The sequence below is a fragment of the Vibrio sp. 1641 genome (assembly GCF_033339995.1).
GTDB lineage: Bacteria > Pseudomonadota > Gammaproteobacteria > Enterobacterales > Vibrionaceae > Vibrio > Vibrio alginolyticus.
The window spans coordinates 43808-68117 of record NZ_JAWOVP010000004.1 but is presented as its reverse complement, the minus strand read 5'-3'; the positions used below and the strand labels follow the sequence as shown (position 1 = coordinate 68117).

The 24310-nt window shown below is 45.7% G+C and carries 21 protein-coding genes; 2 read left to right on the top strand and 19 right to left on the bottom strand.

Annotated features, from left to right (window positions below; all coding sequences use genetic code 11):
- Positions 1-5: 5 nt before the first annotated feature.
- From ispF to rlmD, 8 genes are all read right to left on the bottom strand, one after another.
- The gene (ispF, locus tag R7Z47_RS10845) at positions 6-482 is read right to left on the bottom strand and encodes a 2-C-methyl-D-erythritol 2,4-cyclodiphosphate synthase (RefSeq protein WP_005380896.1); all 477 of its coding nucleotides are present in this window, start codon (positions 480-482) and stop codon (positions 6-8) included.
- A 13-nt stretch (positions 483-495) separates the two neighbouring features.
- Positions 496-1203, bottom strand: a complete 708-nt coding sequence (gene ispD / locus R7Z47_RS10840) for a 2-C-methyl-D-erythritol 4-phosphate cytidylyltransferase (protein WP_017821625.1) — start codon at positions 1201-1203, stop codon at positions 496-498.
- 1 nt (position 1204) lies between these two features.
- Positions 1205-1486 carry a cell division protein FtsB gene (gene ftsB / locus R7Z47_RS10835; protein ID WP_005380907.1) on the bottom strand — a complete coding sequence of 94 codons (282 nt, stop codon included), beginning with the start codon at positions 1484-1486 and terminating at the stop codon, positions 1205-1207.
- 293 nt (positions 1487-1779) lie between these two features.
- Entirely contained in the window at positions 1780-3081 is a 1302-nt protein-coding gene (gene eno / locus R7Z47_RS10830) for a phosphopyruvate hydratase (RefSeq protein WP_005383785.1), read from the bottom strand.
- 78 nt (positions 3082-3159) lie between these two features.
- Positions 3160-4800, bottom strand: coding sequence for a CTP synthase (locus tag R7Z47_RS10825; RefSeq protein ID WP_021034029.1), 1641 nt, complete (start codon positions 4798-4800; stop codon positions 3160-3162).
- A 205-nt stretch (positions 4801-5005) separates the two neighbouring features.
- Positions 5006-5809 (bottom strand): nucleoside triphosphate pyrophosphohydrolase, encoded by an 804-nt coding sequence (mazG, locus tag R7Z47_RS10820; protein ID WP_053306773.1) that lies wholly within the window; start codon positions 5807-5809, stop codon positions 5006-5008.
- Between the two features lie 349 nt (positions 5810-6158).
- On the bottom strand, positions 6159-8378 hold the full coding sequence (gene relA / locus R7Z47_RS10815; protein ID WP_005380915.1) for a GTP diphosphokinase: 2220 nt from the start codon (positions 8376-8378) through the stop codon (positions 6159-6161).
- Positions 8379-8501: 123 nt separating this feature from the next.
- Entirely contained in the window at positions 8502-9821 is a 1320-nt protein-coding gene (gene rlmD, locus R7Z47_RS10810; protein ID WP_262607078.1) for a 23S rRNA (uracil(1939)-C(5))-methyltransferase RlmD, read from the bottom strand.
- 192 nt (positions 9822-10013) lie between these two features.
- On the opposite strand from rlmD, the gene barA reads away from it, so the two are divergent.
- Positions 10014-12812 carry a two-component sensor histidine kinase BarA gene (gene barA / locus R7Z47_RS10805; protein WP_033907441.1) on the top strand — a complete coding sequence of 933 codons (2799 nt, stop codon included), beginning with the start codon at positions 10014-10016 and terminating at the stop codon, positions 12810-12812.
- A 69-nt stretch (positions 12813-12881) separates the two neighbouring features.
- Here barA and acpS read toward each other — a convergent pair whose 3' ends face one another.
- From acpS to rpoE, 11 genes are all read right to left on the bottom strand, one after another.
- Positions 12882-13262 carry a holo-ACP synthase gene (gene acpS, locus R7Z47_RS10800; protein WP_005380927.1) on the bottom strand — a complete coding sequence of 127 codons (381 nt, stop codon included), beginning with the start codon at positions 13260-13262 and terminating at the stop codon, positions 12882-12884.
- A gap of 10 nt (positions 13263-13272) precedes the next feature.
- Positions 13273-14007, bottom strand: a complete 735-nt coding sequence (gene pdxJ / locus R7Z47_RS10795; protein ID WP_005384579.1) for a pyridoxine 5'-phosphate synthase — start codon at positions 14005-14007, stop codon at positions 13273-13275.
- On the bottom strand, positions 14004-14735 hold the full coding sequence (recO, locus tag R7Z47_RS10790; protein WP_005384578.1) for a DNA repair protein RecO: 732 nt from the start codon (positions 14733-14735) through the stop codon (positions 14004-14006). The genes pdxJ and recO overlap by 4 nt, the downstream gene beginning before the upstream one ends.
- A gap of 115 nt (positions 14736-14850) precedes the next feature.
- The gene (era, locus tag R7Z47_RS10785) at positions 14851-15813 is read right to left on the bottom strand and encodes a GTPase Era (protein WP_005380931.1); all 963 of its coding nucleotides are present in this window, start codon (positions 15811-15813) and stop codon (positions 14851-14853) included.
- A complete protein-coding gene (rnc, locus tag R7Z47_RS10780) occupies positions 15806-16483 on the bottom strand; it encodes a ribonuclease III (RefSeq protein ID WP_005380932.1) in 678 nt (225 codons plus the stop codon). The genes era and rnc overlap by 8 nt, the downstream gene beginning before the upstream one ends.
- A 21-nt stretch (positions 16484-16504) precedes the next feature.
- A complete protein-coding gene (gene lepB / locus R7Z47_RS10775) occupies positions 16505-17404 on the bottom strand; it encodes a signal peptidase I (RefSeq protein ID WP_005380933.1) in 900 nt (299 codons plus the stop codon).
- 104 nt (positions 17405-17508) lie between these two features.
- Positions 17509-19302, bottom strand: coding sequence for a translation elongation factor 4 (gene lepA / locus R7Z47_RS10770; protein ID WP_005384577.1), 1794 nt, complete (start codon positions 19300-19302; stop codon positions 17509-17511).
- A 158-nt stretch (positions 19303-19460) separates the two neighbouring features.
- Entirely contained in the window at positions 19461-19931 is a 471-nt protein-coding gene (locus R7Z47_RS10765; protein ID WP_005380936.1) for a SoxR reducing system RseC family protein, read from the bottom strand.
- 2 nt (positions 19932-19933) lie between these two features.
- On the bottom strand, positions 19934-20893 hold the full coding sequence (rseB, locus tag R7Z47_RS10760) for a sigma-E factor regulatory protein RseB (protein ID WP_005380941.1): 960 nt from the start codon (positions 20891-20893) through the stop codon (positions 19934-19936).
- Positions 20890-21516: a sigma-E factor negative regulatory protein gene (locus R7Z47_RS10755; protein ID WP_005380944.1), complete on the bottom strand. Its 627-nt coding sequence runs from the start codon at positions 21514-21516 to the stop codon at positions 20890-20892. Before R7Z47_RS10755 ends, rseB begins: the two co-directional genes overlap by 4 nt.
- A gap of 26 nt (positions 21517-21542) precedes the next feature.
- Positions 21543-22121, bottom strand: a complete 579-nt coding sequence (gene rpoE / locus R7Z47_RS10750) for an RNA polymerase sigma factor RpoE (RefSeq protein WP_005380946.1) — start codon at positions 22119-22121, stop codon at positions 21543-21545.
- 554 nt (positions 22122-22675) lie between these two features.
- Between rpoE and nadB the strand changes: the two genes are divergently transcribed.
- Complete coding sequence (gene nadB / locus R7Z47_RS10745) at positions 22676-24289, top strand: L-aspartate oxidase (RefSeq protein WP_005380947.1); 1614 nt, start codon at positions 22676-22678, stop codon at positions 24287-24289.
- Positions 24290-24310 lie beyond the last annotated feature (21 nt).

The following is a 24310-nucleotide window of genomic DNA, read 5'->3' as shown; positions in this document are numbered from 1 at the left end:
GCTAGTTATTGCTTAAACAGAAGTACAACGGCTTCCGTTGCAATGCCTTCTTTGCGTCCAGTAAAACCGAGACGTTCTGTCGTCGTCGCTTTTACGTTAATGTTACTAATGTCGGTTTCTAGGTCTTCGGCTATCGCCGCACACATTGCGTCAATGTGTGGTGCCATTTTAGGCGCTTGTGCCATGATGGTTACATCAGCATTGCCAAGACGGTAGCCTTGCTCTTTAACTCGACGGTAAACGTCTTTCAGTAATTCACGACTGTTTGCGCCTTTCCATTTATCATCCGTATCTGGGAAATGACGACCAATATCGCCGGCAGCAATCGCGCCCAGCAGAGCATCCGTTAACGCATGCAACGCTACATCGCCATCTGAGTGAGCAATCAAACCTTGTTCGTAAGGAATCGCTACACCACCGATAATTACCGGACCTTCACCGCCGAATTTATGTACGTCGAAACCATGACCAATTCGAATCATTTTCTATCCTTTCTTATTCGCCGCGCTCACGGCTTAGATAAAACTCGGCTAACGCAAGATCTTCTGGCTGAGTGATTTTTATATTGTTCGCATTCCCTTGAACTAAGGCTGGCTTCTCGCCTAGCCATTCCAAAGCCGAGGCTTCATCGGTAATGGTTACACCCTGTTCTAATGCGTCAGCCAGTGCTTGAGTAAGCTGCTGAGTTTTAAACATTTGTGGAGTCAGTGCATGCCACAATGCTTCTCTATCTACCGTATGATCGATATCTTGTACTGCGTTTGCTCGCTTCATTGTATCTCTCACAGGAGATGCGAGAATGCCACCCGTTGAGTGAGCGCAGCAAACATCAATCAAACGGTCAATGTCGGATGTTAATACACATGGCCTTGCAGCGTCGTGGACTAATACCCACTCGCTTTCCAGATGCTCATTGACATAGTTTAGCCCTGATAACACAGAGTCTGCTCTTTCTTTACCACCAGCTACACGAATCACATCTGGGTGCTTAGCAATGGACAATTCTGGGTAATATGGGTCGCCGTCAGTAATGGCAACGACAACCTTAGAAATATTTGGGTGAGAAAGCAGTTTCTCTACGGTATGTTCCAGTACCGCTTTACCTTCGATCAATAAATATTGCTTAGGGCGATCTGCCTTCATTCTGCTCCCTACACCAGCAGCAGGCACAATTGCGATATGCGATGAGTTCATATCCAACATTTTAATGGTTTTCCTCACCTATAATGCGGTAAAAAGTCTCGCCATCTTTAACTAAACCGAGCTCATGACGCGCACGTTCTTCAATCGCATCAAGACCTTGCCTTAAGTCATCAATCTCAGCGAACATTTCATTGTTGCGAGCTTGTAGCTTGCTGTTCACTTGTTGCTGAACTTCAATTTCATCTTTTACTGTGTAGTAGTCAGACACTCCGTTTTTACCAAACCATAGAGTGTATTGAAGCAAGCCAAACAGTAGCGTAAGGGCTATAACAAAGATTCGCATATCGCTGCTAACATTCTGTACCGGAAGGAATTAGATAAGGTGACATATATAGCATAAATGCGAGGTTGCCTCTAGGGGAGAAAGGGAGACTCACACGCTCCTTACAAGAAATAGGCAGCAAAATGAAACAAAGAGACTTCTCTACTCTCTCTCCTCGTTCTATGGAATCACAAATGAACGTAAGCGAAAGACATCAAAAAGCAAAGCCTGTTCTCATATGTCAGATACAAAAACACCCCGCCAAAGCAGGGTGTTTTAAAAGCTTTAAGTTAAGCTGCTAATTCAGTGAAGAATTAAGCTTGACCTTTAACTTCTTTAAGACCGTTGAAAGGAGCGCGCTCACCTAGAGCTTCCTCGATACGGATTAGCTGGTTGTACTTAGCAACACGGTCAGAACGGCTCATAGAACCAGTTTTGATTTGACCTGCAGCTGTACCTACCGCTAGGTCAGCGATAGTTGCATCTTCAGTTTCGCCAGAACGGTGAGAGATTACTGCTGTGTAACCTGCGTCTTTAGCCATCTTGATTGCAGCTAGAGTCTCAGTTAGAGAACCGATTTGGTTGAACTTGATAAGGATAGAGTTAGCTACGCCTTTCTCGATACCTTCAGCAAGGATCTTAGTGTTAGTAACGAATAGATCGTCACCTACTAGTTGAAGCTTGTCACCTAGTAGTTCAGTTTGGTGCTTGAAGCCATCCCAGTCAGACTCGTCTAGACCGTCTTCGATAGAAACGATTGGGAATTGGTTAGCTAGTTCAGCTAGGTAGTGGTTGAACTCTTCAGAAGTGAAAGTTTTACCTTCGCCTTTCATGTTGTAGATGCCAGCTTCTTTGTCGAAGAACTCAGATGCAGCACAGTCCATAGCTAGAGTAACGTCTTTACCTAGTTCGTAACCAGCAGCTGCAACAGCTTCTGCGATAACTTCTAGAGCTTCAGCGTTAGATTTAAGGTTAGGAGCGAAACCACCTTCATCACCAACTGCAGTGCTGTAGCCCTTAGACTTAAGAACTTTAGCTAGGTTGTGGAATACTTCTGCACCGATACGTAGACCTTCTTTAAGAGTCTTAGCGCCAACTGGTTGGATCATGAACTCTTGGATGTCAACGTTGTTGTCTGCGTGCTCGCCACCGTTGATGATGTTCATCATTGGTAGAGGCATAGAGAACTGACCTGCAGTGCCGTTTAGCTCAGCGATGTGCTCGTATAGAGGCATGCCTTTCGCAGCAGCAGCAGCTTTAGCGTTTGCTAGAGAAACAGCTAGGATAGCGTTAGCACCGAATTTAGATTTGTTTTCAGTGCCGTCTAGTTCGATCATTACTGCGTCGATTGCAGCTTGGTCTTTAGCGTCTTTGCCAACTAGAGCTTCAGCGATTGGGCCGTTTACAGCTTCAACTGCTTTAAGAACACCTTTACCTAGGAAACGTGCTTTGTCACCGTCACGTAGCTCAAGAGCTTCGCGAGAACCAGTAGATGCGCCAGATGGAGCTGCCGCCATACCTACGAAACCGCCTTCTAGGTGTACTTCAGCTTCTACAGTTGGGTTACCACGTGAGTCGATGATTTCACGACCTAGAACTTTAACGATCTTAGACATTAATGTTTCCTCTCGTTTCAAATATAAATGTCAATCTTAAAGGGCAGCAGCACAACCTTCGCCGCCGCCCGTATCCTTTTACTTTTCGAATTCGCCGCGTGCGTTTTGGCCCGCAGCCTTAACAAAACCTGCAAACAATGGATGTCCATCGCGAGGAGTCGAGGTGAATTCTGGGTGGAACTGAGCCGCTACAAACCATGGGTGAGCTGGGTTCTCAATCATTTCCACTAACTTCTTGTCCGCAGATAGACCTGATACTTTTAGGCCTGCTTTTTCGATTTGCGGACGAAGCACGTTATTCACTTCGTAACGGTGACGGTGACGTTCATGGATCGTCGCGCTACCGTACAGTTCACGAGCTTTAGTCCCTTTCTCTAGGTGACACAGCTGTGAACCAAGACGCATCGTACCGCCTAGGTCAGACTTTTCAGTACGCTCTTCTACGCTACCTGATTCGTCTACCCACTCTGTGATCAAACCTACCACAGGGTACTTAGTCTCTTTGTTAAATTCTGTTGAATGTGCACCTTCCATACCCGCAACGTTACGCGCGTATTCGATTAGTGCAACTTGCATACCCAAACAAATACCTAGGTAAGGCACGTTATTTTCACGTGCATATTGAGCCGCACGGATCTTGCCTTCAATACCACGATCGCCGAAGCCACCTGGTACTAGGATTGCGTCCAAACCTTCTAGAAGTTCAACGCCTTTTGTTTCGATATCTTGTGAGTCTACATACTTAATTGTGACGCTTAGGCGGTTTTTCAAGCCAGCGTGTTTAAGCGCTTCGTTCACAGATTTGTATGCATCTGGTAATTCAATGTATTTACCAACCATACCGATGGTTACTTCACCAGTAGGATTTGCTTCTTCGTAGATAACCTGTTCCCATTCAGAAAGGTCTGCTTCCGGAGCAGTAATACCAAAGCGAGCACACACAAGGTCATCTAGCCCTTGAGATTTAATCAACTGAGGGATCTTGTAGATAGAGTCTACATCCTTCATTGAAATTACTGCTTTTTCTGGAACATTACAGAACAGTGCGATTTTTTTACGCTCATTCGCAGGAATAACGCGATCGCTACGGCAAACTAGGATGTCTGGCTGAATACCGATAGATAGAAGTTCTTTTACAGAGTGTTGCGTCGGCTTAGTTTTCACTTCGCCCGCAGCCGCTAGGTAAGGAACAAGTGTTAGGTGCATGAACATTGCGCGCTCACGGCCTAGCTCAACAGCTAGCTGACGAATCGCTTCCATAAATGGTAGTGATTCGATATCACCAACAGTACCGCCAACTTCAACGATAGCCACATCATGGCCTTCAGAACCTGCAATAACGCGATCTTTGATTGCGTTAGTGATATGAGGGATAACTTGAATAGTTGCGCCTAGGTAGTCACCACGACGTTCTTTACGAAGTACGTCGGCATAAACACGACCTGCAGTGAAGTTGTTACGCTTGGTCATCTTGGTACGGATGAAACGCTCGTAGTGACCAAGGTCAAGGTCAGTCTCTGCGCCATCTTCTGTAACGAACACTTCACCGTGCTGAGTAGGGCTCATTGTGCCCGGGTCAACGTTGATGTAAGGGTCAAGCTTCATCATAGTCACTTTAAGACCACGAGCTTCTAGAATAGCCGCAAGAGATGCTGCTGCAATACCTTTACCTAGAGAGGATACAACCCCGCCAGTAACAAAAATGTAATTTGTCGTCATGTTTAACCTGAAATTGGTTGAATGAGGGAAATGGAGTGCTTCTGGACGGGAGATAAATATACCAGAAGCTCCTTACCGCCACAACGTGAAATCTATCACACCGTAATTTTTTATTTTTTGCTTCAAATCAAAGTGAGCAAAGACAAACCAAAGTCCGTTTTCGTGTAACCAAACAAGCTGACCTTATATTATGTATTCTGCCAGTTTACCTCTGCCTCGATTCTTCTTGTTTTACTTCATCCCAAAAATGGTCGAGTTCTGATAAAGAACAATCTGTAAGTACTTTGCCTAACTGCTGGACCTTGCCTTCAACTTGTTTAAAACGTCGCGCAAACTTTACGTTTGCTTTTCCTAGCGCGACTTCTGGGTTTTTATCAAGGTGGCGAGCCAAATTGACAGTCGCAAATAGCAAATCACCGAGCTCCAACTCAACTTTCTCTTCATCGGGCTGAACTTGCAGTGCCTCTTCCATGACTTCGTCAATTTCTTCTCGTACTTTATCGACAACCGGGCCAAGTGAATCCCAATCAAACCCAAATTTTGCACATTTTTTCTGAATTTTTGTAGCACGAGAAAGTGCCGGTAAAGAGTTTGGTATTGAGTCTAGGATACTTTCTTCCGCTTTGCCTACTAGGGCTTTTTCTTTTGCTTTTTCCGCTTCCCAGTTCGCGTTAATTTCCTCGTCAGATTCAAACTCAACATCTGAAAAAACATGCGGGTGGCGACGAGTCAGTTTTTCGTTCACGGTTTCGACGACATCCGAAAAGTCGAACAGCTCTTGCTCTTTCGCTAGCTGACTGTAAAAAATCACCTGAAACAACAAATCCCCTAGCTCTTCTTTTAGATTGAGCCAATCTCGATTTTGAATCGCGTCCACCACCTCGTAGGTTTCTTCTATTGTATGCGGAACGATGGTGTCAAAGGTTTGTTTTAAGTCCCAAGGGCAACCGTTTTCGGGGTCACGCAGCTTCGCCATGATTTGTTCTAACTGTTCAATTGGATGACTCATTTTTTGTTCCTTTAAACCTTTCTATTAAAGAAAAAGGTGAGCAGCCAAAACCACTCACCTTCTACATTATATTTTCTCAGCAGCTTTCACTAAGTAATTGTTACTTTGACAAGGCAACAAGTTTTCGCGACTCCTGAGCATAGCCTACTATGTGATGCCCCTGAGCCGGCACGTCGGAATAAGTGCAGCTAACGCAGATAGAAAGCCAAATATGACGCAAGTGTAACTCTGTAAATAGTTGAAGTTGTAGCTAGGCGACAAACAAACGAGACTCCTGAGCATGGTTCACCATGTGATGGAGCGAGTGCGTGCAGTCAACAACGCTACAACGATAACTATGACGAGAGTTTTAGCCGAGGCGTTTCACCGTCATGACATCCTTGATCTGTTCCACACGTTTCGAAACCCGCGAAAGCACCTCAATATTGGTGACTTCTAGGTCAAAGTCCATGATGGCAAGTTGACGTCTGTAGTCGACTCGGTTCTTCATACTGGTCACTTTGATCTTTTCGTTGGCGAACAGTGTCGTAATGTCTTTGAGTAGACCACCTCGCTCCATCGCTTCAACACGCACCGTGAGGATGTATGACCCCACAAAGCCGCTGCCCCAGACTGTATCGATGATGCGCTCTGGCGCATGATGGCGCAGTTCTTCTAGCTGTTCACAGTCACTACGGTGTACTGAAATCCCACGACCTTGCGTTATGTAACCAGAGATATCGTCACCTGGAATTGGCTGACAGCAACGTGCTAGATGTGTCATTAGGTTATCGACGCCTTCTACTACAACTGCGTCTTTTTTCGGTCGGCTTTGCGCGGGTGATTTATGCTCAGCTTCTTGCAGTTTTTCCAGTGCTTGCTGGTCTTCTTCCTCTGCCGTTGGCTTGTTAACTAACGCGTTAATATGGTTAATGATTTGGTTGATGCGCAAATCACCGCTACCTACACCAACATACAATTCATCTGGTGTTTTGACGTTAAACCGCTTGAGGGCGTAATGCTCTGCATCTTTTAACGTTGCGCCAATTTTGGCTAACTCATGCTCAAGGATTTCACGACCTGCTTCAAGGTTCTTCTCACGGCTTTGTTTTCGGAACCAGGCGTTAATTTTGGCACGCGCACGACCAGAATGAACGAAGCCTAATGATGGGTTTAACCAGTCACGTGATGGGTTAGGTTCTTTCTGAGTGATAATCTCGACTTGGTCACCCATATGTAATTTATGCGTGAACGGCACAATACGGCCTCCGACTTTGGCACCGATACAACGGTGTCCCACTTCGGAGTGAATGTGATAGGCAAAATCTAGCGGCGTTGCCCCCATTGGCAAATCGACAACATCACCACGTGGTGTAAAGGCATAAACACGGTCATCAAAGACTTGGCTACGTAACTCATCGAGCATTTCGCCAGAGTCAGACATTTCTTCTTGCCAATCCAGTAGCTTACGCAGCCACGTGATCTTCTCATCATAACCGCTTCGGCTACTTGCCCCTTCTTTATATTTCCAGTGCGCTGCAACACCCAGTTCCGACTCTTCATGCATTTGCTTGGTACGAATCTGGATCTCGATGGTTTTGCCTTCTGGCCCTAGAATTACTGTATGGATCGATTGATAACCGTTTGGTTTAGGGTTAGCAACGTAGTCATCAAACTCGCTCGGTAGGTGCTTGTATTTGGTGTGAACTACGCCTAAAGCCGCGTAACAATCTTGCAGTTTGTCTGCGATGATACGCACTGCTCGCACATCAAACAGCTCATCAAAGGCCAAACTCTTTTTCTGCATTTTTCGCCAAATGCTGTAGATGTGCTTAGGTCGACCACTCACTTCGGCATTGATGCCCGACACTTCCATTTCGTGCGTGAGGTCTTCAACAAAGTCTTTGATGTACTGTTCACGAACGATGCGTCGCTCAGAAAGCTGTTTGGCAATTTGTTTGTAAGTTTCCGGTTGTTGGTAGCGGAAAGCGTAATCTTCAATTTCCCATTTCAGCTGACCGATGCCTAATCGGTTTGCTAGCGGCGCATAGATGTTGGCACACTCTTTTGCCGCCGCACGTCGAACTTCATCTGGCGCTTTTTTAACTTCAATAAGGTTACAAATTCGTTCCGCGAGCTTGATAACTACGCAGCGGAAGTCATCCACCATGGCAAGCAGCATGCGGCGTACGTTGTCTACCTGAGATGACGCTGCACTGCCTTCCATGTTGACGTTGAGTTGGCCAATAGCAGCCATTTCTTCAACGCCGTCGATTAATTTTATGATTTCTTTGCTGTATTTCTCTTCCAGAATTTCTCTGTTAAAAGCACCACTTGAAACCAAAGGAAACAGTTGAGCAGCCACTAAAGTGGCTTGATCCATAGACAAGGTGATCAAAATTTCGATCATTTCTCGTCCACGCCACAACAACAGCTCCGCTTGCTCGTTATCAGCTAATACCGTCTGGCAATCTCGATATACTTCGATTAAGCGTGAGGCTGTGTTTTTCTCTTGTCCTAGGCTAGCCACCCAGTTTTCGAGTTCAAACTGTTCATCTTGGTTTAAATGCGCGCTTCTTACCGCAACCATCTCATCATCCTAATTATTATATTCGTGTGGTTTGACTAACACCGTCCAGGTTAGTTCTTTTTACCGCGCGTACACGCTGGCTTTATGACCACCCACCACAAATAAGGGGTCAAAGTCCTAAAGTTAGGACTTTTCAAACAATGCCATCGATTCTAGATGACTGGTATGAGGGAACATGTCCAGCATACCTAATTTAGTTAATTTATAGCCTTGCTCTATCAAGCTTTGACTATCCCTAGCAAGGGTAGCAGGATTACAAGAAACATAAACTACACGCTGTGCGCCAAGCTCAGAAACTTGATCGATGATCCCACTCGCTCCCGCGCGTGCCGGGTCTAATAATACTTTATCAAACCGCTCTGCGGCCCACGCTTGGCCTTCAAAATCTTGCTCAAGGTTAGCGTGATAAAATTGCGCGTTATTGATTTGGTTCAAAGATGCATTGTTTGTGGCTTTTTCTACCATCTCTGCAACACCCTCTACTCCAACCACGTACTTAGCTAATTTCGCAACTGGTAAACTAAAGTTGCCTAAACCACAGAACAAATCTAACACTCGGTCACTCTTTTGTGGGTCTAACCACTCAACCGCTTGTTTGACCATTTGTTGGTTTACACCTTGGTTTACTTGAATAAAGTTATTTGGTGCAAAAGGGATTTTTACTCCAACTTCTTGATAAAAAGGTATATCGCCTTCGATAAGGTCTAATTGTTCTGTCGATGGCATTAAGTACAACGATGCGCCATGACGTTTTGCCAACTCCGTTAGAGATTGAGTTTCACTCGTTGTCAGAGCGCTCAAGTGGCGCAGCGTAATACACGGCCCATTATCACCAAGTACCAGCTCTACATGACCCAATTGTTCAGGCTTTTTGAACGCTTTTAGGGCTGAGTAAATCTCTGGCAGCAAAACATTCAGTTCCGGTGCCAGCACTGGGCAATCGGTCACTTGCGCAATTTGCTTACTCTGCTTTTTACGAAAACCAAAATGTAGCTGACGTGTTTTTTTATCAACAAACAAGCTCACTCTCGCACGGCGACGGTAGGCCTGCGAATCTCCCAATAACGGGGCATCTAGTTCAATGTCACTGCCTGAAAATTTTCGCATTAGCTGACGCAACGTTTGCTGTTTGTACGTCAATTGTTGGTCATAATCTAGATGCTGCAAATCACAGCCACCGCACTCATGATAATGTGGGCAAAATGGCTCCACACGAGCTTCACTCGGCTTAAGGATTTTAATCAACTTACCGCGAGCGTATTTGCTCTTTTCTTCCACCAATTGAGTGACCACCTCCTCACCCGGCAGTGCTCCATCGATAAACAATGGCTTCTTTTTGAGGTAAGCAATGCCTGCGCCGTGGTGATCTAAACGCTCTACTTGCACTGCTTGGTGCCGAGTATTGAGTTGGGTTTTCTTTTTCGGTTGAAAGATGCGTGCCATGCTCTATGCCTGATTTATATGTAATTGCTCTTCGGCTTCACTATTCTTGATTGCAGCCGTTGTGTGATTCGAGTGACTTGATTATGCTTACCGTTTATTCGGTGACGTCACTTCTTTGCTCAAGGCTTTATCGTGCGCTTGAGAAATAATGCGTTATTTTCCCATATCCAGACTCCGATGTAATTAGATAACATGACCAGATATGGCTTACGAGCACGTGTAATTACACTAACTCTCGCTCCCACTCTCATTATTGGTTTATTACTGAGCGGCTTTTTCTCATTTAACCGCTACCAAGACCTTGAGAAACAAGTTATCACCACTGGTAACAGCATTATTGAGCCGCTGGCGATTGCCAGTGAAACTCATCTACTATCAGAAAGCCGAGAGGCGGTACGTCGCTTGATAAGCTACGCGCACCGTAAAAACTCCAAACTGGTTCGTAGTATCGCGGTATTTGATGAACATCATGAGCTCTTTGTAACCTCTAACTTTCATCCTAATTTTGAAGCCTTGATGTTTCCCAAAGATAAACCGATCCCGCAACTGGGTAATTCGGAAATCTACGAAAACTCACTGATATTGCGTGTCCCCATTTTGTCAGAAGGTCACTACTTAGCGGAGTTATCGAACGAAAGCCAAGGCACAAAAGCGATTGGTTACATCGCCGTCGAGTTAGATCTCTCCTCCTTGAGGCTGCAACAGTATCAAGAAGTCTTCTCTGCGTTTTTAGTTCTGGTTCTCGGTCTTGGCTTAGCAAGTGTGTTTGCTTCACGTCTAATGCACGATGTGACCCAACCTATCACCCACATGAAGAATGTCGTTGACCGCATTCGCCGTGGTCATCTGGATGTGCGTATCGAAGGCAAAATGCACGGTGAGTTAGACCAGCTAAAAAATGGCATCAACGCCATGGCGGTATCGTTATCAGAATATCACGTAGAGATGCAGCACAGTATAGACCAAGCCACGTCCGACTTACGTGAAACGCTTGAGCAGCTAGAAATTCAGAACGTTGAGCTGGATATCGCGAAGAAACGCGCGCAAGAAGCGGCCAGGGTTAAGTCAGAGTTCTTGGCGAACATGTCGCACGAGCTGCGTACTCCGCTCAATGGGGTGATTGGCTTTACTCGTCAAATGCTTAAAACGCAGCTTTCTAACAGCCAAACGGATTACCTACAGACGATTGAGAAGTCGGCGAACAACCTGCTGAATATCATCAATGACATTCTCGACTTCTCGAAACTTGAAGCGGGTAAGCTGGCGCTGGAAAACATTCCTTTTGATTTCCGAGAAAGTTTAGAAGAGGTAATTAACCTACAAGCCACAAGTGCACATGAGAAAGGGTTAGAAATCACCCTAAAAGTGGACCCTAAAATTCCACCAGGTTTAGTTGGGGATCCACTACGTATCCAACAAATTTTGACGAACTTAGTCGGTAACTCAATCAAGTTTACCGAGCGAGGCAACATTGATGTTAGCGTAGAAATGCGCTCTCAATCAGGAGACTCCGTCGAACTACAATTCATGGTGCGTGATACCGGTATTGGTATCTCTGAGCGTCAGCAAGCGCAGTTGTTCCAAGCCTTTAGCCAAGCGGATGCCAGTATTTCACGTCGTTACGGTGGTACTGGCCTTGGTCTTGTTATCACTCAGAAACTGGTGAGCCAGATGGGCGGCGAAATCAGTTTAACCAGCCGTCTACACCAAGGTTCAACCTTCTGGTTTACGGTGCGCTTGCACTCAACCGAGATGCCAATGAGCGAACTGATTGAAGTGGAACTTCTGACTGGGAAGCAGTTACTGCTGATTGAACCAAACATGCAAGCCGCATCCGTAACCCAACAGATTCTAAGTCAGGAGGGTATTTTAGTAACCTACCGCTCTTCGCTACCAAACAACGAAGAACAATATGATTATGTACTGTTGAATTTAGCGGCCAACCAGACTCACGATGCGGAAGTTATTACACCTTGGATAGAACAAGCGAAACGCATGGCTCCGAGTGTTCTCCTAGGGACACCGAGTACCGAATTGGCGCTTGCGGACCAAATAATGACAGAGCATCACGTCCAGTGCCTGACGAAGCCATTGTCTCGCCGTAAGTTGCTACAAAGCCTGATTAGCGAACATGTAGAATCGCCACCGGTATTAAGCGCTCCAATTACGCCAAGCGAAGGGGACCGTTTACCTCTGACTGTACTAGCAGTGGATGACAACCCTGCAAACTTGAAGCTGATCTCTGCACTGCTCCGCGAACGAGTAGAAACCGTCACCGCCTGTAGCAATGGCCAGCAAGCGGTGAACCTGGCGACAGAGAAAAAGTACGATTTAATCTTCATGGATATCCAAATGCCACAAATGGATGGTGTGACCGCTTGTAAGCACATTAAAGAGTTGGAGCTAAATAAAGACACGCCAGTGATTGCGGTAACGGCGCATGCAATGGCTGGGGAACGAGACCGCTTGCTCTCGGCAGGAATGGATGACTACTTGACCAAACCTATTGAAGAGCATGTGCTACAACAGGTTTTGGTTCACTGGAACCCAAATGCTTGTACAGAGAGCATTGGCAAAGTCGCCCCTTCATACGTTGATGAACCTGAAGGAAGCGCACCACAATCCGTTTCTTCACCTCAACAGGATGTGATTATTGATTGGCAAGCGGCCTTAAAACAGAGCGCGAATAAAGAGGATCTCGCCAAAGATATGCTGCGCATGTTGATTGAGTTCATCCCTGAAGTAGAAGCAGTCGTTGACCAAGCTCTGGAGCAAGAAGATATCTCTCGTGACGACCTAATTCATGTCATCCATAAGCTGCACGGCAGTAGTTCATATTGTGGTGTTCCAAGGCTGAAATCACTCTGTGCGACGCTTGAGCAAGCACTGCGCTCAGGGATCAGTCTTGAGGAAGTTGAGCCTGAAATGTTCGAGCTGCAAGATGAAATGATTAAAGTAACAACAACCGCAAAGTTATACCTTGAACAGTGATCTATTGAAGAGAAACAAAAGCCAGAGCAAATGCTCTGGCTTTTTAGTATTTTGTTTAAGACTTACAAGCTAGGATTCAAAAATGACCGTCGCCACAGCGTAATGACGCTCATCGGAAATGGACAGGTGAATATGGTTAACGCCCATCGCATCCGCTATTTGCTTGGCTGTGCCCGTCAATGCGAGCACTGGTTTTCCAAGCTCATCGTTCGAGATGGAAAAGTCGTGAAACGTGACCCCTTTTGCGATCCCTGTCCCCAATGCTTTTGAGGCAGCTTCTTTAACAGCAAAGCGCTTAGCAAGATAACGACCTTGCAGCTTAAGCTGTGAGAATTTGGCCATTTCTTCTTCTGAAAGAATCCGCTGAGCAAAAGGTTCACCACTACGAGCTAACGCTTTTTCAATACGCTCAATTTCTGCAATGTCGGTCCCTAACCCTATAATCGCCATCTAGATAGCCCTATGACTGGCGAGCCTCAATCATCAATGCTTTCATGTCAGCAACCGCTTTATTTAAACCATCAAATACCGCGCGACCAATGATTGAGTGACCAATGTTGAGTTCGTAAATTTCTGGTAATGCAGCAATTGGTGCGACATTGTGATAAGTCAGGCCATGCCCGGCATTAACAATAATACCTAGATCATGTGCATAACTAGCACCAGCGGCAATCTTCTTCAGTTCAGCTTGTTGCTCGTCTTCTGTCGTCGCATCTGCATAATGGCCAGTATGTAGCTCAATAAACGGAGCGCCACACTTTTTCGCAGCTTCAATCTGTTGACGGTCAGCATCAATAAATAGCGAAACTTTAATGCCTGCATCTGTCAGCTTTTTCGTCGCAGCTTTAATTTTTTCAAGCTGCCCTACTACATCTAAGCCACCTTCCGTCGTCAGTTCTTCACGCTTTTCAGGCACTAAACACACAAACTCTGGTTTAGTTTGCAGCGCAATCTCAACCATTTCGTCCGTCACTGCCATCTCTAGATTCATACGCGTTTGAATGGTTTCACGCAGAATACGTACATCACGATCCAAAATATGGCGACGGTCTTCACGTAAGTGGATAGTGATACCGTCCGCGCCTGCACGCTCTGCAATTTCAGCAGCGTGAACAGGATCTGGGTATTTTGTACCACGTGCATTACGTAGAGTGGCAATATGGTCGATATTGACGCCTAAATAAATTGAGCTCATTTTCCGTTACTCCGTGCTCTGGGGGTCTGAATGAAAAATTCACGACTTTTTAAAGGTTTGCCGCCAAGATACGGCTTTAAGGCTATACGTGTAAAGCGTTTTGCCGCTTTTAGCTGCTCTTTAGTGACGAACCGCCGCTCACTGATAGCAATCAGTTCATTCCCTAAAAACGTGAGGTTATCGCGCCTAACCGAAGCAATAAACCCTTTCTGTTCCCGGTAACGATAGGTCATTTCTGGATCGACGGGCTCGCCGGTACCTGCACAATGCAAAAAATCCACGCCATACCCCATCGCAGACAGCAAGGCTAACTCAAAACGACGCAGTGCAGGCTCAGGGTTCTCGTTGTGCGCCAACTCGGTTAACGCATGCAAATAATCATGAAATAGTGCTGGCATCGGCACTTCAGCCATCAAAATACGGCCAATCAGTTCATTGACGTACATGGCTGAGTAGAGATTAATGCCCGTTAACGGCAAACCTAGACTTATCGGCTCGGCTTGACGCAAAGTTTTCATCGAGCCTTTCCCCGACCATTTAAGTAATAGCGGGGTAAAAGGTTGCAATGCGCCTTTTAAGTTCGAACGCTTACTGCGCGCGCCTTTGGCCATTAAAGTCATTCGGCCATATTCCTCACTAAATACATCAAGGATTAAGCTCGATTCACTGTAAGGGCGTCGGTGCAATACAAAACAGCGCTGTAAACCTTCGGAAGACAGATTACTCATCTAAGTCATTGTGCCTAAAAAGTGTGAAATAAAAAATAAGGAGCCGAGCGGCTCCTTATTTTAATCGATACTGATTTTTCATCGATGTTGGAGCGAAGCACCTTCGCAGCCAAGATTATAAATCGTCTATATAACCCAACGAACGCAACGCTCGTTCGTCGTCTGCCCAGCCAGATTTCACTTTTACCCAGGTTTCTAGGTAAACTTTACGACCGAACAATTCTTCCATATCTAAACGCGCTTCGCGACCAATAGTCTTAATCTTCTCGCCGCCTTTGCCAATCACCATTTTCTTCTGGCCATTACGCTCAACAAGAATCAAGGCATTGATGTGGAAACCGTCGGTTTCTGGGTTGTAATCAAAACGTTCAATTTCAACCGTTACTGAGTATGGCAGCTCTTCACCAGTAAAGCGCATCAGCTTTTCACGCACAATCTCAGACGCCATAAAACGCTGAGAACGGTCAGTCACGTATTCTTCTGGGAAGTGATGCGTTGCTTTAGGTAAGTGATTACGCACGTGCTTACGCAGTACGTCAATGTTCTTACCTTGCTTGGCAGAGATTGGCACAACATCCACGAAGTCCATCTTCTTCGACATCTCCGCCATGTGTAGCATCACGTCGTTACGATCTTGTACGTTGTCGACTTTGTTTACACAAAGCACAACTGGGAAGTTCGATTTTTGAAGTTTGGTCAGCACCATCTCATCGTCTTTAGTCCAATGCGTACCATCGACTAAGAAGAACACAAGGTTTACATCACTCAATGACGAGTTAGCTGCACGGTTCATCAAACGGTTGATCGCACGCTTTTCTTCAATGTGAAGTCCAGGCGTGTCGACGTAAATTGCTTGGTAATCGCCGTCCGTATCCACACCCATAATACGGTGGCGTGTCGTTTGCGGCTTACGAGAGGTGATCGAAATCTTCTGACCCAAAATCTTGTTCAAAAGTGTCGACTTACCTACGTTTGGACGACCAACAATAGCAATAAAGCCACAGTGTTGGTTTTCTGGCGAGCTTGGCTCACCTTGTGATGCGAAAAACGCATCGATATCGAATTCGTTATCAGCCATTTGTTAATTGCTCAAGTGCTGTTTCAGCAGCCGCTTGTTCTGCCTTGCGGCGGCTGGTGCCTTTACCGATTACAGGCTTATCCACACCTGCTACTTCGCACTCAACCGTGAACTCTTGGTTGTGCGCTTCACCTTTAATATTAGTCACTGTGTAGACAGGCAGCGGTTTTCTTCTGCCTTGTAGGAACTCTTGTAGGCGAGTTTTCGGATCTTTCTGTGAAACGCCTGGTTTAATGGCTTCAAGGCGTGACTGATACCAACTCAGTACAATGCCTCGCACAACTTCAAGATCACTGTCTAGGTAAATTGCGCCAATAATGGCTTCAACCGCATCGGCTAAAATAGAGTCTCGGCGAAAACCGCCACTCTTCAATTCACCTGGACCTAATTTTAAATAATCTCCTAGATCGAATTCACGACCCAGTTCCGCCAATGTATGTCCGCGAACCAAAGTAGCACGCATGCGGCTCATGTCACCTTCGTTCACTTTTGGGAAACGATGGTACAGATCATCAGCGATGACAAAACTTAAAATTGAATCGCCCAGAAACTCAAGACGTTCATTGTGCTTACTGTTGGCGCTGCGGTGCGTCAGCGCCAAATTGATAAGCCCGGCATCTTGAAACTGGTAGCCGAGCTTTCTCTCTAGTTTATCAATTGGAGAATTCATACTCTCTCGATATTTGAATGGTTAGTGAATGCCACCGATGCGGTTAAAACGCACACCAGTTGGAATCCATGAAGGTAGAACACTATCTGCGCCACGATCAAACTCGAAGCTGATCCAGATCGCGACAGCTTTACCGACTAAGTTGGCTTCTGGAACAAAGCCCCAGTAACGGCTGTCAGCACTGTTGTCACGGTTATCACCCATCACAAAATACTGACCTTGTGGTACAACCCACTCTGTCGTTCCGCTGCGTGGGAAATATTGCTCCACGCGGTTACGCACAAGAGGGTTAACCAAAATATTGTGCTCAACGTTACCCAATTTTTCATCCAGTTGGATCATTGGAATACCGTTCGAGCTAAACTGACTTTCTTCAACATTGCTCAGTTTAACTGGCTTACATGCCGATTCGCCTTGGCTTTGCACGCAAAGCTGCTTATCACTTGAATAACGCACGATATCACCAGGTAAACCAACTACACGCTTAATGTAGTCCACACTTGGTTGTGGTGGGTATTTGAAGACCACGATATCACCACGCTCAGGCTTACCAGTTTCCACTAGCTGAGTACGCCATACTGGGTCTTTTAGACCGTACGCGTACTTCTCAACTAAAATGAAATCGCCAACTAGCAAGGTAGGCATCATTGAGCCTGATGGGATTTGAAATGGTTCGTAGATAAAAGAACGTAATACTAAAACGAACGCGATCACAGGAAAAATAGAGACGCTATTTTCAACCCACCAAGGCTGACGCTCAACTTTTTGCAAGGTCACTGCATCCAAACCATTAGACGTCTGAGCTTGAATCTCAGCCAGTTTTTCCTGACGCTTTTTCGCGAAAACCAGCTTTTCCAATAGCCAAACAACGCCAGTTACCAAAGTCGCAATAACCAACATCAGTGAGAATGTATTCGCCATTAAATTCCCTTATCTAAAAATACGAAAGTGAAAGAGCCGAAACCCTTTCACTTATTTTAATATCTAACGTCTTAAGACCGACAAGTGTGAGACAAAGTTCAACTTTAGTCTTTACCTACGTGAAGGATGGCTAGGAACGCTTCTTGAGGCAGCTCAACGTTACCGATCTGCTTCATGCGTTTCTTACCTTCTTTCTGTTTCTTCAGAAGTTTCTTCTTACGACTTACGTCACCACCGTAACATTTCGCGATAACGTTCTTACGCAACTGTTTTACCGTTGAACGAGCGATAATGTGGTTACCAATTGCCGCTTGGATTGCGATATCAAACATTTGGCGAGGGATGAATTCTTTCATCTTCTCTACCAACTGACGACCGCGAGTCTGAGACTGATCTTTGTGTGTAATCATCGCCAATGCATCAACAGTATCACCGTTAAGAAGAACGTCTACACGTACCATGTTCGAAGCTTCAAAACGCTGGAAGTTGTAATCCAAAGATGCGTAACCGCGTGATGTTGATTTCAGACGGTCGAAGAAATCCAGTACCACTTCGGCCATTGGAATATCGTAAGTCACAGCGACTTGGTTACCGTGGTAAACCATATCAACTTGACTGCCTCGCTTTTCAACACACAGGGTGATTACATTACCTAGGTACTCTGAAGGCACAAGGATATTACAACGCGCAATCGGTTCACGAATTTCTTCAATGTCATTGATCGCTGGTAGTTTTGCTGGGCTATCAACATACAGCAGATCGCCATCCGTCTTCTCAACTTCGTAAACTACCGTTGGTGCTGTGGTGATAAGATCCAAGTCGTATTCACGCTCTAGACGCTCTTGGATGATTTCCATATGTAGCATGCCAAGGAAACCACAACGGAAACCAAAGCCTAGTGCTGCAGAGTTTTCTGGCTCGTAGAATAGCGATGCGTCGTTTAGGCTTAGTTTGCCTAGTGCGTCACGGAAGTTCTCGTAATCGTCAGAAGATACAGGGAACAGACCTGCGTAAACCTGAGGTTTAACTTTCTTAAAGCCTGGTAGCGGTTTATCACAACCATTCTTCGCTAGAGTCAGCGTATCACCAACAGGGGCACCAAGAATGTCTTTGATACCACAAACAACCCAACCTACTTCACCAGTACGAAGGATATCGGTATCTACTTGTTTTGGCGTAAAGATACCAAGACGATCTACACCCCAAACTTGGCCCGTACTCATCACTTTGATCTTATCGTTCTTCTTCAGTTCGCCGTTTTTAATACGCACTAAAGAAACAACGCCAAGGTAGTTATCAAACCATGAGTCAATGATCAGCGCTTGTAGTGGCGCATCTGGATCACCTTCCGGTGCTGGAATCGCTGACACAATGTTCTCTAGAACGTCATCAACACCGATGCCTGTCTTCGCAGAACAGCGGGTTGCTTCCATTGCATCGATACCAACGATTTCTTCAATTTCTTCCGCTACACGCTCAGGATCAGCTGCAGGTAGGTCAATCTTGTTTAAGATTGGCACAACCTCTAGATCCATTTCGATCGCGGTGTAACAGTTAGCCAGTGTTTGAGCCTCAACACCTTGACCCGCATCCACAACCAATAGCGCACCTTCACAAGCCGCTAGAGAACGTGATACTTCATATGCAAAGTCAACGTGCCCCGGAGTATCGATGAAGTTCAGCTGATACGTCTCACCGTCTTTAGCGGTGTAGTTTAGCGTCACACTCTGAGATTTGATGGTGATGCCACGCTCACGTTCAAGATCCATAGAATCCAGAACCTGTGCGGCCATTTCACGATCGGTTAACCCGCCACAAACTTGGATTAGACGGTCTGATAGGGTCGACTTACCATGGTCGATGTGGGCGATAATCGAAAAGTTACGAATGTGCTTCATAGATTTAGGGTGACTAACTCTTTACAAATAGGGACAGTAAGAAACGCCATCTACTGACGGCATTTCAATCAAGTTGGCAGATTCTACCGAATTTCGTTAACGGGCGCACGTAATTTAAAGTACATACCCAAATAACCTTTAGTGGAGGGGGACAGCACTTACTGGATTGGCTCTCCAAGTACCCGAACGAGGGTAACTTGGCGCTTGGATTCATCTTCTAACGGACGAGAAACACGTTTTGCGATCCACATTCCACCAGCGGCAAACAATACCGATGCCAATATGATGATGCCTTCCCCGCCGGCTGTCAGCGGCGCTAATAGGAAGTGACCAAACATCGCACCGATAATCAAACCAAACAATGGCAGTAAATAAACCGCCATTGCTGATTTTATTAGGCTCGACTCAGGAAAACCAATCTCGACGACTTGACCTATTTTCACCGATTTATCCGTGCGCAGGTGCCAAGATAAACTCTTGTTACCAATGGCTTTAGTAACAACGCCCGTTCCACAGCTTTTCTGTGAAGAGCAACTACTGCAACTGGTCTGCTGTTCGCAACTTAAATCAATTTCGAATTGCTTGCCGCGACGATGCACGTCTGTAACGGTAGCCAACGCGGTCATCATTGTTATTTACTCTTTGTTACATTAAATGTGACAGATTGGGCGATACGCTGTGCTGTGGTCGGTGGAATGTCTCCTACAACAGAGATTTCATGTTGACCGCTCACAAAACTGTGTAGCGTTCTTCTGCCTTGGCGAACCAACTGCCCTTTTAACGAATGCTCATCTTTGTTTGCTACGTAAACAGAGAAGCTAAACAGACCATCAGAATACAGCTGACTCTCCACCATTTGGTTAGTAACGGCCATTCGATAGCGGTTGAGCTCGTTCGGCTCGAAACCCTCAGGGATCCAACCAACCTGCCAATTACTGGTCCCAATATCGCCTTTTGGCATGGTGAGAACAGCAGGTAATTGAACATCTTGCAGGCCACTCATTAACTCTGCGATTTTTGGGTTTACCGTGTAAGAAATAGTGCGATATTGTTCAAGCATCTCACCATCTCGGTCCACAAGGTCGGCACGTAACGGCAATTTACTCTTTTCATCGATCCATAGTACGTATGAATAGCGCAGACCGTCTTTAGGAACAATACGCAGCACTTGTGTTGCCACACCAGCTTCACGAGCTCTGCCCACTTTTACATAGTCGTAATACAAGTTTAGCTCATCGATATTGGTGTTGAGCATAGGCATAGTCGGAGCGACCATTTTACCTGACTCGATGGTGAACGGTTCTAAACCCGTTTCGATATAACTTACTTCAGTTCCGCGACGAATCACTTCACGCACAGGGCCACTTAAGTAGACAAGATGAGCATATTGATCGTCACCATGCGTAGCATGACGATACAGCAACGGCTCAATGCTGTTCTTTTTGATAAGGATATAAGAGAGTTCGTAACTTAAATTCTTACTCGCCTCGCTCATTTGATGCAATAAAGCCTCCGCTGGCTTATCACCAGCAAAGGCTTGAGAAGACATCATACTGAACAGAGCGCAAGCGCTGATCAGAAATTTTTTCATTCAATATCCGGATTCAGATTTGCATCTTGTTGAGATGCATCACTGTTAATTCGTAACTGCAATTCGTAGTCTCGCAGCATAGCATGAACACGCTTGCGCTGCTCTTGCATATTTGCCTCGCCTACAGAACGTTCTACAGACTCACGAGTCAAACTCACTGGTTCTGCGCTGCCAGCAAACGGAACCGTCTGCAATACAGGTAATTGATCTGTTTGCGGCGACATTGAATCGCTACCACCGTACTGTTGTACACCTAAAATAACAACAAGCGATACACATGCAGCAACAGCAACTTGACCAAACTGCGTCAACCAACCTGGCAACTGACGTTTTGCTTTTTGCGGTTCTGGTTGCGACTCTTTTGGCGTATCCGCAATTGAGATAACATTTGCACTGTGCGAATCAAACGCACGGTGTGCAGGTTCATCTTCTAACGCTAACGCCACGCTTTCAGCAATATTCCACTCAGGTTTTGCTGGCGCTTCGCCTCGCATCACATCACCAATCAGGTGATAGTTCTGCCAAGCATCACGGCTCTCTTGGTCTTGCTCTAACTCTTGAATTAAAGCCTTATCGACCAATTCTCCATCCATGAGAGCTGAAAGTTTTTCTTTGTCAGCCATTATTTTCACCATAGTTATTACTTGTACTAGCGTTGCAAAAGAGGTCTGATTTTCTTTTCCACCGCCTCACGAGCACGGAAGATACGCGATCGTACCGTTCCTACCGGGCAATCCATCACTTCTGCAATTTCTTCATAACTCAAGCCATCGAGCTCTCGTAATGTCATTGCGGTTTTTAAATCTTCAGGTAAAGCTTCGATTGCACTGAACACCACCCGTTGCAATTCTTTGGACAACGTTAAGTTCTCAGGGTTCGATATTTCTTTAAGTGCACTACCTGTTTCGTAAAATTCAGCATCTTCAGCATCGACATCTGTCGCTGGAGGTCTACGCCCTTGAGCAACAATGTGATTTTTCGCAGTATTCACTGCAATGCGATACAGCCACGTATAAAACGCACTTTCCCCACGAAAGCTAGGGATAGCTCGGTAAGCTTTAATAAACGCTTCTTGTGCTACATCTGGTACATCGCCAGGATTACTAACGTATCTGGAAATAAGATTACATACCTTATTCTGGTACTTTGTTACCAACAGGTTGAATGCTTGCTTATCGCCATTCTGAACTCGCTCAATCAATACTTGATCGGTCAGCTGCTCGTTCATTCGAGCGGATACTCCTATTTGTTATGCCCCTACTCTTCTCAGATATGGGTACTAATTATGCAAAACGTAGTATTGACACCACTGCTTACTTGAGCACTATTGTGACCCTAACGTGAATGAGAAAGTTCCATGGTTTCTCAAGTTTTTTGTCATTGTTTTTTCACAGTGTGATGTCTGTACCCAAATGACCACCGCTGCCTGACTTTAGTCTAAGTTTGACAAGCGAGCATCTTGGAGGGAAATGGGTATAATGAATGATCTCTGTCCCAGATTGTGCTGGGTCGAGCATGGAAAAGCAATGGCATTGACAAACTATTACTTTTCATTTGCATGGCTAATGGCTATCTGAACACCGCGTTACAAATTATAACTTAGGAAGCATGCTCATGCTCTGCATGAAAAAGAAGAGTGGCTCAGTCACCGCCGTAACACGGACGTCGATAGGTCTCCCAACTTAGCCCTTAGCGACAGATGTCGCGATAATGGAATGCACATGGTGTGCAAATAATACACAAGGTAGCCTTGTTACCTTAGCTTGGGATTATAAAAGTTATATGAACACAAATCGTGAACATGAGTGTGATGTATTAGTGGTAGGGAGTGGCGCGGCAGGTTTGTCGTTGGCTTTGCGCGTTGCTAACCACTGTAAGGTGATGGTGCTGAGTAAAGGACCACGCAGCGAAGGGGCGACATACTATGCTCAAGGCGGTATCGCTGCCGTATTTGATGAGTCAGACACCATTGATTCACACGTTGAAGACACGCAAATCGCCGGGGATGGTATTTGCGATGAGGAGACCGTAAGGTTCATTGCTGAGCATTCAAAAGAGTGCGTACAGTGGTTGATTGACGGTGGTGTCCCATTTGATCGTGAAGAAGATGACTCTGACGATGAACCTCGCTACCACTTAACTCGTGAAGGTGGTCATAGCCGTCGTCGTATTCTTCACGCGGCAGATGCGACAGGTATGGCGATGCAAACCTCCCTGCAAGATAACGCTCATAACCATCCAAACATTCATGTTCTCGAACGTCACAATGCTCTGGACTTAATCACCGAAGACAAAATTGGCGGTGATAAAAACAAAGTTATCGGTGCTTATATTTGGAACCGCAACGAAGAGCATGTCGAAACCGTGCGAGCCAAATTTGTGGTTCTCGCTACAGGTGGTGCTTCAAAGGTTTATCAATACACCTCTAACCCAGATGTGTCGTCTGGTGATGGTATTGCGATTGCTTGGCGTGCAGGGTGTCGTGTGGCGAATATGGAATTTAACCAGTTCCATCCGACGTGTTTATATCACCCAGAAGCACGTAACTTCTTGCTGACTGAAGCGTTGCGTGGCGAAGGTGCTTACCTGCGTCGTCCAGATGGCTCTCGCTTTATGCCAGATTTCGATGAACGTAAAGAGCTTGCTCCGCGTGACGTGGTGGCTCGTGCTATCGACTTCGAAATGAAGCGTTTAGGCGCCGACTGTATGTATCTCGACATCAGTCATAAGCCTGCTGACTTTATTACGAAACACTTCCCAACCATTTATTCACGTTTGATGGATTTGGGCATCGACATGACTAAAGAGCCAATCCCAATCGTACCTGCTGCACACTACACTTGTGGCGGTGTCATGGTGGATAGAAATGGCTGCACCGATCTGAAAAATTTGTATGCGATTGGTGAAGTTAGCTACACCGGGCTGCATGGTGCTAACCGCATGGCATCAAACTCACTTCTCGAATGTGTGGTTTATGCTTGGTCTGCGGCAAAAGATATTCTAAAACATCACACTAACGTTGAGCTACCCTCACAGGTGCCATGTTGGGATGAAAGCAAAGTAACCAATAGTGATGAAGAAGTGATCATTCAGCACAACTGGCACGAGCTTCGTCTGTTTATGTGGGACTACATGGGCATTGTGCGAACTGACAAACGTTTAGAGCGCGCCTTACGCCGTATCCAACTGTTGCAACAAGAAACACACGAGTACTACAGCAATTTCCGTGTGTCGAACAACTTATTAGAACTGCGTAACCTTTTACAAGTCGCAGAGTTGATGGTTCGTTGTGCGATGCAGCGTAAAGAGAGTCGAGGTTTGCACTACACGCTTGATTATCCGAACCAACTGGAAAACAGCGGACCAACGATTTTGGTTCCAGCTAAACAGCTTTAACTCTACCAAGTAAACTATTAC

What these genes read in the sequence shown, in the direction of transcription:
- ispF (WP_005380896.1), bottom strand. Translation starts at nt 482, where the DNA reads ATGATTCGAATTGGTCATGGTTTCGACGTACATAAATTCGGCGGTGAA.
- ispD (WP_017821625.1), bottom strand. Translation starts at nt 1,203, where the DNA reads ATGTTGGATATGAACTCATCGCATATCGCAATTGTGCCTGCTGCTGGT.
- ftsB (WP_005380907.1), bottom strand. Translation starts at nt 1,486, where the DNA reads ATGCGAATCTTTGTTATAGCCCTTACGCTACTGTTTGGCTTGCTTCAA.
- eno (WP_005383785.1), bottom strand. Translation starts at nt 3,081, where the DNA reads ATGTCTAAGATCGTTAAAGTTCTAGGTCGTGAAATCATCGACTCACGT.
- R7Z47_RS10825 (WP_021034029.1), bottom strand. Translation starts at nt 4,800, where the DNA reads ATGACGACAAATTACATTTTTGTTACTGGCGGGGTTGTATCCTCTCTA.
- mazG (WP_053306773.1), bottom strand. Translation starts at nt 5,809, where the DNA reads ATGAGTCATCCAATTGAACAGTTAGAACAAATCATGGCGAAGCTGCGT.
- relA (WP_005380915.1), bottom strand. Translation starts at nt 8,378, where the DNA reads ATGGTTGCGGTAAGAAGCGCGCATTTAAACCAAGATGAACAGTTTGAA.
- rlmD (WP_262607078.1), bottom strand. Translation starts at nt 9,821, where the DNA reads ATGGCACGCATCTTTCAACCGAAAAAGAAAACCCAACTCAATACTCGG.
- barA (WP_033907441.1), top strand. Translation starts at nt 10,014, where the DNA reads ATGACCAGATATGGCTTACGAGCACGTGTAATTACACTAACTCTCGCT.
- acpS (WP_005380927.1), bottom strand. Translation starts at nt 13,262, where the DNA reads ATGGCGATTATAGGGTTAGGGACCGACATTGCAGAAATTGAGCGTATT.
- pdxJ (WP_005384579.1), bottom strand. Translation starts at nt 14,007, where the DNA reads ATGAGCTCAATTTATTTAGGCGTCAATATCGACCATATTGCCACTCTA.
- recO (WP_005384578.1), bottom strand. Translation starts at nt 14,735, where the DNA reads ATGAGTAATCTGTCTTCCGAAGGTTTACAGCGCTGTTTTGTATTGCAC.
- era (WP_005380931.1), bottom strand. Translation starts at nt 15,813, where the DNA reads ATGGCTGATAACGAATTCGATATCGATGCGTTTTTCGCATCACAAGGT.
- rnc (WP_005380932.1), bottom strand. Translation starts at nt 16,483, where the DNA reads ATGAATTCTCCAATTGATAAACTAGAGAGAAAGCTCGGCTACCAGTTT.
- lepB (WP_005380933.1), bottom strand. Translation starts at nt 17,404, where the DNA reads ATGGCGAATACATTCTCACTGATGTTGGTTATTGCGACTTTGGTAACT.
- lepA (WP_005384577.1), bottom strand. Translation starts at nt 19,302, where the DNA reads ATGAAGCACATTCGTAACTTTTCGATTATCGCCCACATCGACCATGGT.
- R7Z47_RS10765 (WP_005380936.1), bottom strand. Translation starts at nt 19,931, where the DNA reads ATGATGACCGCGTTGGCTACCGTTACAGACGTGCATCGTCGCGGCAAG.
- rseB (WP_005380941.1), bottom strand. Translation starts at nt 20,893, where the DNA reads ATGAAAAAATTTCTGATCAGCGCTTGCGCTCTGTTCAGTATGATGTCT.
- R7Z47_RS10755 (WP_005380944.1), bottom strand. Translation starts at nt 21,516, where the DNA reads ATGGCTGACAAAGAAAAACTTTCAGCTCTCATGGATGGAGAATTGGTC.
- rpoE (WP_005380946.1), bottom strand. Translation starts at nt 22,121, where the DNA reads ATGAACGAGCAGCTGACCGATCAAGTATTGATTGAGCGAGTTCAGAAT.
- nadB (WP_005380947.1), top strand. Translation starts at nt 22,676, where the DNA reads ATGAACACAAATCGTGAACATGAGTGTGATGTATTAGTGGTAGGGAGT.